The following is a 9,200-nucleotide window of genomic DNA, read 5'->3' as shown; positions in this document are numbered from 1 at the left end:
CCACGCGTGTACAGGGGAGGCGGGTGTCCGGACCGCCCAGCCTACGCAGGTAGGAACCCGGTCAGCATGCCAGCAACGCGCCCTGCCGTGTCAACCTCGCACGGTTCTCTCGGCAAGGAGGCCCGTCTGGACGGGTTCTGCGACGAGTCACCGCTGAGTGACCGAATCAACTTGAATTCATTCCAGATTCCGGATTCCGTGCCAGTCGGCCGGGCATCCGGCTGGCCGGCCCCACGACTTAGAAGCGGGGCCGGATTCCCTGCGTGGTCATCTCGGTCCTCCCTCGCCGATCCGGCCGCCGTCGAGCAGCGTCAGTGGCAGGTACGGCGAGCGCACGGTGACGCTGAGCCAGCCCGACTGCTGGGCCCGCGCCGCCAAGGCGAGCGGCGCGAGTGCGAAGAAGCCCTCCGGATCGGTCGAGCGTTCCTCGCTCTGCGTCCAGTACTTCCGGTGCCGCTGCAGGGCTCGCGCCAGTGAGTCGGTGAACCCGGTCTGGTCGTCCTCGGAGACGCGGTAGAACAACTCGACCGTCGGGTAGAGCAGGTCGTCGTCCGGCGGCATGGCTTCCAGCGACCGCTCGGACATGCTGTACCCGCCGTACCAGTAGCCGTGCAGCACGCTGATCCACTCGTGGACGGCCTCGTCGTGCCCCGTGCCGGACGAGCGCCGCAATTCCTCCGGTACGCGCACGAGGTCGTCGATGCGCTCGCGATCGCGGCAGATCATGCTGAGGTACATCGCCTTGAGCCACGTGTCCGCGTTCGTGTGTGGCGTGGCACCGGTGGCCGGGATGAAGACCTTGTCGTCCCGCAGCCGGATGAGGACCTCCTCGCGCCGCGTGGTCGCCGCTTCGAAGATGCCGTGGTACGCCTGCATGGCAAGCGTCAGGCTGTCCCAGGTGTGGAACCAGGACCCGTGTTCGTCGTTGATGAGGTGGTAGCCGGTCTCCAGGAGCGCTTTCGGTCCGATGACGTGGAGCTGGCTCGGGTCCTGCACGATCAACTCGTTCAGCTGCGCGGTCAGCGCGTCACCTTCGCGGTCGGCCACATCCGCGTCGGCCTCGTGCCGGTCGACGATGCGCCACGTGCGTTTTCCGGACGCGGGCGGCGCCACCGAATCCTCGGCGCGCCACCTGCGTTCGACGATGCTCTTCGGCAGGTGGAGTGACTCGACGCCGACCGGCATCCCCTGGTCGAAGGCGGCGCACGCCACCGCCAACGGGCCGAGTGCCACGCCGCCCGTGGTGTCGTCGTTCGCACTGCGTTGCTCCTCGTGCAACTCCAGCGCACGCGCCAACGCCTCCGCGAACAAGCGGGGCTGGCCACCGAGGAACCACGACAACGCCTTGAGCGTGGCATCTTCGGAGCCCCTCTTGGCGGCCCGCCCCCGGCGCAGGTACGACTGAAGCATGCCGACCTCGGGGTTGCCCTTGATCTGCGTGTTCATCAGCGTTTCCAGCACGCTCGACTCGCGGCAGATCATGCCGAGGTAGCACGCGGTGAGCCAGTTGCCCGCGGTCGCGAAATCCTTGGTCGACCCTGCCGCCAGTGTGAGCGCCCGGTCGCCGACCTGCACCTCGATGTCGTCCGCCGCCAGCGCCGCCGCGAAGATGGCGTGCGCGGCCTGCAACGCCGTGACGACGGTCTGCCAGGTCTCCCGCTGGTCCGCGTCCGGGTCGGCCGGTAGGCGCACACCCAACTGCTGCAACGAGGTCCGCAGCACCGTCGACAGGTGGTGCGGATCGCTCTGGTCACGCGTGTTCAAACGTCCTCCTGGATTCCCAAAGCGGTCGAGCGGCGACCGGTTGAATTCTGCGTGCCGCGCAGGCAGTTGCGCTGTCGTATCGCTGTCGCCCCGCTGACGCCCGGCTCAAACGGGAGGTCGACATCGGTTCCGTGGCGCTGGCGGCACTGGTGGGGCGCGGCGCCGGTCAGGCCGGTGGGCCGAGCCGAGCCCCGTTGTCGTTCCAGGCGTTGCCCGACCATCTGTTGCCCGGCGGTGCGGCGTCCCAGCGGATCGGGCCGGCGGTGGCGGAACGCGTGAATCGGTTGCCGCTGACCGTGATGTCGGTGACCCCGGCGCCGACATGCAGGGTGTACTGACCGCCACCGAGCAGGCTGGTATCGATGATCACCGTGTGTTGCGGTCCGTTGTCGGCGTAGACGGCAACGGCTGTGCCGCCGGCGGTCGGGTTGACCACCACCGAGTGGCGGATGGTCAGGCCGGTGCCGCCGCGCGCCGCCACACCTGTTGTGGAGTCGGACCGCACCAGGCCGTCGATCAGACTGTCGGTGATGGTGGCCTTCGAAGCGGCCTCGATGCCTTGCTGGACGCCGTGCACATGGGATCGGCGGACCTCGAGCCCGCTGGCGCCCTGCACGATGCCGTACTGGACGTTGGCGCCCTTCGCGCCGGACACCTCGCTGTCCTCGATCACCAGATCGGTTGCTCCGGGAAGCTGTCGCACGGTGAACTGGCCGCTGGCGACGATCCTGGTTCGACGGATGGTCACGTTCGGCGCGGTCACGGTGACCGTGCCGGTGACCAGCAGGTCGCTCACCACCTGCCCGGCCTTGTCCACCCGCAGGTCGCCGGTGTGTGTCCCGAGGGCGGTACCGGCCGGCACGCCGGTCGTCGTTTCCGACGGCCACGCCGCCGGGGCGGAGGTCGGCGGCGTGGCCGGGGTTGCGGGGGGACTCGTGCTGTTCAGGGTCGGCGACGAGGGAGCGGGAGCGGTGGACACCGTTGCCCCGGCGGGGGCGTCCGGCGCGGTGGCGCCTCCCAGCGTCGTGTGCGGCCGGTACGGCGAGGCGATGACGGCGGTGGCGAGAAGTACGCCCGCGATGAGCAGCCCGACCAGTACGGGTGTGAACCGCCGGGAACGGGTCCGACGCGGGACCGGCCGGGGAACCCGGGCGGGCCACCGATCGACCCCGGCGGGAACCTGCACCTCCTGGAACATCTGCCTGAGCACGTCCTCGTCAGGCGTCATGGCTGCCCCTCGTAGAGGTCACGCAGGCGTTGCAGCGCCCGCTTGGTGCCCATCGTCGCAGCGTGCTCGGAGATGCCGAGTACCTCGCCGACCTGTTGGTACGACAGGTCGGCGGCCACCCGCAGGCCGATGAGGGTCCGATCGCGCGCCTTGAGTCGCCGGCACCGGGCCAGTACTTCCCGCAGCTCCGACCGCAGCGTCACTTCATGCTCGACGTCGGTCGTCGATACCGCGTTCGGTTCGCTGCGGTGGAACCATCGCTCGAAGGCCGTCCGCCGGGTCGTCTGGCGACGATGGTGATCGATGACGTGATTGCGGGCGATCCGCATGAGCCAGGGCACCACGCGGTCGGCGTCCGGGCGGGTGCGCTCGTAGGCGACGAACGCCGCCGCGAACACATCCGCCGTAAGGTCTTCGGCGTCGCTGGGGTTCCGTACCTGAGACAGGCAGAACCGGTATACCGGCGGCGCGTATCGCCGGTACAGGTCGTCGAAGGGCAACAGGTCTTCGGCGGCATCAACGGCCTCCACGAGCCCCCTCACATCCGCATCTTCGAGGCAGCCACCGTTCGGCGGCTGCCTCGAAGGGAACGCACGAGAGCCGGAAAAGCTCACGGCCGGATCATGCGTCATGGCACATTACCGGTTGATGGGAGCTCCGGTGTCGTGCCAGACGTTGCCCGTCCACGCGGTGAAGCTGGAGCTCGGCTCGTTGGTGGTCACCGGGCCGTACTGCGCACCGCGCTCGAATCGGTTGTTCGTCACCGCGTAACCCTTTTGGTGATGCTTGCCGTTGTCACCGTCGACGATCTGGAGCGTGTAGTTTCCACCGCGGAGCAGGTTGCCGTCGATCACGACCGGGCCGGCCCCGGACGGACCCAGATCGGGCGCCATGAACATGGCCGTGCTGGGGCCGAAGATCGTGTTGTGCGAGATGGTCACATTCGTCGCACCGTTCTGCAACTGGACGCCGTCGGCGTGGGCGCCGGCCTTCGGGGTGAAGCCGTGGAGGTAGGAGTTCTTCAGGGTCGTGTTGCTACCGGTCTTGACGCCGTCGGCGCCCATACTGTGGATGTTGACCCGATCGGCCTCCCAGTTGTCGAAGGCGATGGCCGCTTCACCGAAGCCGAAGATCTCAGTGTCGGTGATTCTGACGCTGCCTGTCAGGACCTGTACACCGAATGGTTCATCGCCGTGAATCTTGCAGTTCCTGATCGTCACGCCGGGGGCGGAGATCCTTACCGTGCCGGAGATGTCCAGGTTCTCCAGCACCGCGCCCGCGGTGGTCACCGTCGTGCCACGCGTCGGGGTCAGCTTTGCGTCTGCCGGTACCACCCCGGTGTTCGAGGCGTTCGGGAACGTGGTGGGAGGGGTGACCGACGTGGTCGGCTTCGGTGTCCCGGTCGACGACGACGCCGTTGGCTTCGCGCTGGCGACGGGTGACGACGTCGTCGGCGGGGGCGGCGGCTGGGTCACCGAACCCGATGGTCTGGTCGAGAAGACCACGTCGACCCAGTAGTTGCTGGCGTTCCAGCTCTGGTCCGGCATGTGGGCGGCGTCGCCCGTGTCGTAACGGAAGACACCGTTGCGCTTCGCGGGGGCCTTCAGCGGTCCGTTGGTCGTCGCCCGGTCGAAGAAGCGCTGCGTGGTCATGTACCGATTCGTGTGGTATGAGGCCACATACTCGGTTCCGGCCTTCACGCGTAGCGGCTTCGGCAACGAGACACTCTGCCAGCCCGCGCCCGCCCCGGTCGAGGAGGCCGTCGCGAGCAGCTCGCCGGCAGCCCAGACGCTCACCGGGTGAACTGCGGCGTCCCCGGGCACCGGCAGGAATTTCACGGCCTGAATGTAGCCGTCGTCGCGCGTGGTGAACCGCACCCCGACCTCGACGGGCCGATCGTCCGGGTCGACCGTCGCCCGACCGGTGTCGGCCCGGGTGAACAACGACACCGGGTCGGCGGAACCGCCGGACCCCCGCATCGTGGTGGCGCCGGCAACCGCCGTTCCGGCCAGCACCGGGACCGCGACGGCGGCCACGATCAACCAGCGCAAGCGTCGACGACCGTTGTCTCGTGTGTCCTGCATGAAGCTCGGTCTCCCATCAGCGCGGGCCGCTCGGATACGCCGGCGGCCCCGGCCAGGTCGGTCTCAGGCAGTGAACGGCTGAGCCCTCGAAAACCTCACACCGGGCCGGCTGCGCGTGTGGCTGGTCATCCAGTGGACGGGCCCGGCCGCCGCCCTCCAATCGACGAGCGCCTGCCCCGGCTGGCACCCGCTCACCCCGTAGGCGTGTGACGCGACAGCGATACGACAGCGCCCGTCGATAGATTTCCCAGGTGGTCATTTCATTGCGTCGTTTGACAACAGCCGTCAGGTCCGCCGATGACGGGCTGCTGGGCCGGCGGCGCGACTGCTGTTACCGCGCTTCCGGCGTGGTGCGGTGCAGTCCCTGGCAGACGGTCTGCACCAACTGCAACTGTCCTCCGTAGACGATGTGGTCGCACCTGCGTGGTGCCGGTGTACTCGCCTGGCGGGCGGGCCGGTTCATGTTCGTGTCCCAGGTGCTGTTGACGGTTGTCGCCGGGGCGTTGCCGGTCGCGGCGGCATGGTTGACCAAGCTTGTGCTCGACCGGCTTGCGGTGTCGGGTGCACGCGTCGACCTGGTGGTGCCGGCGGTGGCGTTGGGGGGTGTCGGTGTCCTGGCCGTGGTGGTGCCGCAGGCGAAGCAGTTCGCCCGGGCGGAGCTGGCCCGGTCGGTGGCGCTGTCCGCCGGTGGCGCCCTGTTCGCGGCGCTGAACAGGTTCGTCGGGTTGGCGCGGTTCGAGGATCCGGTGTTCCGCGATCGGCTCGAACTGGCGCAGCAGTCGGGCCGGCAGGCGCCGACCCAGCTCGTCGGCACCGCGTTGGGCATCGGGCAGGCGGCGATCACCCTGTTCGGGTTCGTCGGCACGCTGGTCGCGACGGCGCCCTGGACGGCGGTGGCGGTCGGGGTGGCGGCGTTGCCGACGGTGCGGGCGGAGTTGGCGCTCAGCCGGCGCCGCGCGGCGATCATGTGGGACACCAGCCAGACCGCACGTCGGGAGATCTTCTACGCGCAGCTCCTGGTCGACCCGCAGGCGGCCAAGGAGGTGCGGCTGTTCGGTCTCGGTAACTTCTTCCGGGGTCGGATGCTGCGCGACATGCGCACCGTGCAGGCGTCGGACCGGCGGGTCGACCGGCGGGAACTCGCCGTTCAGGGACTGCTCGGCCTGGCGGGCGCGGTGGTGGCGGCCGCGGGCCTGGTGTGGGCGGTCACTGCCGCGCACTCGGGCCGGCTCACGATCGGGGACGTGTCGGTGTTCGTCGCCGCGGTGGCAGGCACGCAGTCCAGTCTCGGTTCGATCATCCGCGAGACGGCGACGGCTCACCAGGCGCTGCTGACGTTCGGCCACTACCAGGCGATCGTCACCGCCGCACCGGATCTGCCGGTCCGTCCGCAGCCGACGCCGGTGTGCCGGCTGCGCCGGGGAATCGAACTGCGCGACGTCTGGTTCCGGTACGGCGACGGGCTGCCGTGGGTGCTGCGCGGGGTGAACCTGACGATCCCTCACGGCACCGCCCTCGCGCTGGTGGGACTCAACGGGGCGGGAAAGAGCACCCTGGTCAAGTTGCTGTGCCGCTTCTACGACCCGACCCGCGGTTCGGTGCACTGGGACGGCGTCGACCTGCGCGACCTCGACATCGAGCAGTTACGCGGCCGGATCGGCGCGGTGTTCCAGGATTTCATGTCCTACGATCTCGACGCCCGGGAGAACATCGGCGTCGGCGACCTCCCGGCCATCGATGCTGTGGACCGGATCAGGTCCGCGGCCCGGGCCGCGCACGTCGACGGCGTCATCGCCGGGCTGCCGCGCGGATACGACACGATGCTGACGCGGATCTTCTTCCAACACGCTGGGCGGGACGACCCGGAGTCCGGCGTGTTCCTCTCCGGCGGCCAATGGCAGCGCGTCGGCCTCGCCCGGGCGCTCATGCGCGTCACCCCGGATCTTCTGATCCTCGACGAGCCCAGCGCCGGCCTCGACGCCGAAGCCGAACACGACATCCACGCCCGGCTACGTCGTCACCGTGCGGGACAGACCAGCGTTCTCATCTCGCACCGCCTCAGCGCCGTCCGCGACGCCGACCACATCGTGGTGCTCGCCGATGGAGCGATCACCGAACAGGGCACCCACGACGGACTCATGACGACCGGCGGCCGCTACGCCGACCTGTTCCGGCTGCAGGCAAAGGGATACCACGACGGCGCGGTCGGATGACCGGCCGCCCGCCGTTCTACCCGAACGGCGGGTTCCGCGGTTGCGGGGCGGGCGCGCGTGCCGTCGTCCGCTCGCCGATGGCGTGGGCCGGCGGCCGCGAGCCCGGCGAACTGGCCGCGCCGGATGGCCCGGGCGACCCCAACTTGCCGAGTTCGAACGAGAATGCCTCTGCCGTCGCACCCAACTGGTGCTGCACGGCCTGCATGGTGGCGAGAATGCTGCGGGCCCATGCGGTCAGCCGCTCGGTCTCCTCGCGGTCGGGGCTGTACGACTCGCCGGCCCGCATCCGGTACGCCTGCCCGGCCCGGTCGGCATCGCGGCGGGCCTGGGCGACCATCGACTCGCCCTGCTGGCGCGCGTCGGCCTGCATGTGTCGCGCCTGGGCCTGCGCCTCGGCGATCAGCTGGTCGGCGTACGCCTGCGCGCGGGCCATGACCGCCACCGCCTCCGGCGTGATGGTGTCCTGCTGCTGACGGCGGCCCATCTCCGGGTCGATGCCGTTGGTGCGGTAGTACTCGCGCAGGCGCTGGATCTCGCTCTGCGCCTCGGTGTTCGCGCGGGCCCACCGCTCGAGTTCCTCGGCGAGCCGGGACCGCAGGCGGTCGACATCTTCCGGACGGTATCCGCGCCGGCCGAGGCCGGTCTCGCGAAGCGGGGCCCGGCGGACCTCGTCGGGCGACATCGGTCGCCAGCCGCTCCGGTTCGGTGATGTCATGGGGCCGATACCTCTCTGGTCGCCGTTTCGGCGGTCCGCGCCGAGCGGTAGGGCTCCGCTTCGAAGTCTTCGGTGCGGATGCGGTCGGTGGGGACTCCGGCGGCGACGAGCCTGATGACGGCGTCGCTCACCATGTCGTCGGGACCGCACGCGTAGATGTCGTGGTCGCGCCAGCGGCCGTGACGAAGGGCGACCTCGGTGACGGCGCCGCGCTCGCCGGCGAAGTACGGATCGTGGGAGAGCACCGGTGTCACGGTCAGCCACGGCAGGCGGCTTTCCATGTCCCGCAACGCCTTCAGGTCGTACAGGTCCGGCTCGGTCCGGGCGCCGGCGAAGAGGGTGACGCGGCGCGGCCGCTCGGTGGCGGCCAGTTCCTCGACGACCGCCTTGAGGGGCGCCAGACCGGTGCCGCCGGCCAGCATGAGCAGATCCCGGCCGCTGTCGTCCGTGGTGGTCAGACGTTTGCCGACCGGCGCACCGAGGCGCAGCGTGTCGCCGGGCTCGACCGTGTTGACGAGCGCGTTGCTGACCTGCCCACCGGACACCGCCTTGACGTGCAGGTCGAGGGTGCTGTCGGCACGGGGTGCGTTGGCGATCGAGTAGGTGCGCCACAAGCGTGGACGCGTCGACGTCTCCACCGCCACGGACTGGCCCGCCCGGTACACGTACGGGGCGTCCGGACGCAGCCGCAACAATGCGACGTCGTATCCGCGCCGCTCATGCGCGATGATCTCCGCCTCCCACCACGGAGGGCTGGTGCCTTCCGCGGCGGCGGCGGCGCCGCTCATGACGTTGGCGACGACGGTGTACGCGGCCGTCCAGTCCTCGGCCAGTTCCGGACCCCACTCGCTGCCGAGGAAGTATCGGAGGGTGGCGAGCAGCGTCTCACCGACGAGCGGGTAGTGCTCGGCCCTCACGGAGAAACGGCGGTGGTCGCGGCCGAGCTGTTCGAGAATCGGGGTGACGCCGGTCAGATCGTCCACTTCGGACACGAACCGGCCGAGCGCCGCCACGAGCCGGTCGGACTGGGTGGCCATCGACGCCGGGAACATGTCCCGCAACTCGGGATGGGCGAGAAACAGCCGCGCGTAGAAGAACTGGGGAACCTGGGTGCCGTGCGCCGCGACCTTCGCCCAACTGTTCCGCAACCGATCGGTGTCCATCAGAATGATTCTCGACATTCGTCGCGCCCGGAA

At 69.7% G+C, this 9,200-nt stretch carries 7 protein-coding genes; 1 reads left to right on the top strand and 6 read right to left on the bottom strand.

The features are described 5' to 3' along the window. Positions 1 to 267: 267 nt before the first annotated feature. From Vau01_RS55760 to Vau01_RS55745, 4 genes are all read right to left on the bottom strand, one after another. Positions 268 to 1,764, bottom strand: a complete 1,497-nt coding sequence (locus Vau01_RS55760) for an immunity 49 family protein (RefSeq protein ID WP_204010694.1) — start codon at positions 1,762 to 1,764, stop codon at positions 268 to 270. 166 nt (positions 1,765 to 1,930) lie between these two features. Further along, positions 1,931 to 2,992 (bottom strand): right-handed parallel beta-helix repeat-containing protein, encoded by a 1,062-nt coding sequence (locus tag Vau01_RS55755; RefSeq protein ID WP_204010691.1) that lies wholly within the window; start codon positions 2,990 to 2,992, stop codon positions 1,931 to 1,933. Beyond that, entirely contained in the window at positions 2,989 to 3,606 is a 618-nt protein-coding gene (locus tag Vau01_RS55750) for an RNA polymerase sigma factor (protein ID WP_204010689.1), read from the bottom strand. Before Vau01_RS55750 ends, Vau01_RS55755 begins: the two co-directional genes overlap by 4 nt. 24 nt (positions 3,607 to 3,630) lie before the next feature. Continuing rightward, positions 3,631 to 5,043 (bottom strand): DUF4082 domain-containing protein, encoded by a 1,413-nt coding sequence (locus tag Vau01_RS55745; protein ID WP_204010686.1) that lies wholly within the window; start codon positions 5,041 to 5,043, stop codon positions 3,631 to 3,633. A 440-nt stretch (positions 5,044 to 5,483) separates the two neighbouring features. Here Vau01_RS55745 and Vau01_RS55740 point away from each other — a divergent pair, with 440 nt between their 5' ends. Beyond that, positions 5,484 to 7,289, top strand: coding sequence for an ABC transporter ATP-binding protein (locus Vau01_RS55740; RefSeq protein ID WP_204010683.1), 1,806 nt, complete (start codon positions 5,484 to 5,486; stop codon positions 7,287 to 7,289). Between the two features lie 16 nt (positions 7,290 to 7,305). Here Vau01_RS55740 and Vau01_RS55735 read toward each other — a convergent pair whose 3' ends face one another. Together Vau01_RS55735 and Vau01_RS55730 are read right to left on the bottom strand one after the other, a co-directional pair. After that, positions 7,306 to 8,004 carry a DivIVA domain-containing protein gene (locus tag Vau01_RS55735; RefSeq protein WP_204010680.1) on the bottom strand — a complete coding sequence of 233 codons (699 nt, stop codon included), beginning with the start codon at positions 8,002 to 8,004 and terminating at the stop codon, positions 7,306 to 7,308. Next, entirely contained in the window at positions 8,001 to 9,167 is a 1,167-nt protein-coding gene (locus tag Vau01_RS55730; RefSeq protein WP_239152807.1) for a globin domain-containing protein, read from the bottom strand. The genes Vau01_RS55735 and Vau01_RS55730 overlap by 4 nt, the downstream gene beginning before the upstream one ends. Positions 9,168 to 9,200: the final 33 nt, after the last annotated feature.

The organism is Virgisporangium aurantiacum, assembly GCF_016863635.1.
GTDB lineage: Bacteria > Actinomycetota > Actinomycetes > Mycobacteriales > Micromonosporaceae > Virgisporangium > Virgisporangium aurantiacum.
Note: the sequence above shows the minus strand (reverse complement) of the source record. Positions and strands in the feature narration are given on the sequence as shown.

Coding starts and splice junctions, on each gene's coding strand:
- Vau01_RS55755 (WP_204010691.1), bottom strand. CDS start 2,992: ATGACGCCTGACGAGGACGTGCTCAGGCAGATGTTCCAGGAGGTGCAG.
- Vau01_RS55740 (WP_204010683.1), top strand. CDS start 5,484: ATGTGGTCGCACCTGCGTGGTGCCGGTGTACTCGCCTGGCGGGCGGGC.
- Vau01_RS55735 (WP_204010680.1), bottom strand. CDS start 8,004: ATGACATCACCGAACCGGAGCGGCTGGCGACCGATGTCGCCCGACGAG.
- Vau01_RS55730 (WP_239152807.1), bottom strand. CDS start 9,167: ATGGACACCGATCGGTTGCGGAACAGTTGGGCGAAGGTCGCGGCGCAC.